At 69.8% G+C, this 708-nt stretch carries 1 protein-coding gene; it reads right to left on the bottom strand.

Going from position 1 to position 708, the window contains the following annotated elements; translation table 11 throughout:
* Positions 1 to 440: 440 nt before the first annotated feature.
* A partial coding sequence (locus AB8Z36_RS41355) for an ABC transporter C-terminal domain-containing protein (RefSeq protein ID WP_369218477.1) occupies positions 441 to 708 on the bottom strand: 268 nt, incomplete at its 5' end.

The raw sequence follows: 708 nt of genomic DNA, 5'->3' as shown, positions 1-708 counted from the left end.
TCGCGGGCGCGGAGGCGGAGGACTTCGGGTCCTTGTTCTTCGCCTCGGGCTTCTTCTCGCCGTCGTCACCGCCGACCACGGCGTACGTGACACCGCCCGCGACCAGCAGCGCGGCCACGGCGGCGGCGACTATGACCACCAGCTTCCTGCGGCTGCCCCGGCTGCGGGGCGGCGGGCGGCGGGCCGGGCGGCTGCCCCGGTGGCTGTGGCGCCCCGCCTCCCTGCCGTGGATCCTGCGGAGCTCCGAAGCCGCCGGACGGCGGCTGGTTGGGCGGCTGAGTCATCAGCGCTTCCCCCTTCACTGATTTTCGGCACGCCAGTGGTGCTTCAGATCAGCCTTTCTATCACCCTGAACCCGTAGCACACGGGGCCGGTCCTGCCCCTGTTCCCAAGGGAGGACCGGCCCGTGATGCGTCTGTTACGGGACTTCCACGAGAGCTCTACGCGTCCTCGGCGAGCTCCAGCCAGCGCATTTCCAACTCCTCGCGCTCCCCGACGAGTTCGCGCAGCTCACCGTCCAGTTTGGCCACTTTCTCGAAGTCCGTGGCGTTATCAGCGATTTGGGTGTGGAGCTTGCTCTCCTTGTCGGAGATCCTGTCGAGCTGCCGCTCGATCTTCTGCAGTTCCTTCTTCGCCGCGCGCGCGTCGGCGGCCCCCGCGGCCGCCTCCGCGACGAAGACGGTCTCGGCCGCCGACCGGGCCGGGGCG

The organism is Streptomyces flavofungini (assembly GCF_041028215.1).
GTDB lineage: Bacteria > Actinomycetota > Actinomycetes > Streptomycetales > Streptomycetaceae > Streptomyces > Streptomyces flavofungini_B.
The sequence above is the reverse complement of the archived record's forward strand: the minus strand, read 5'-3'. Positions and strand labels throughout refer to the sequence as shown.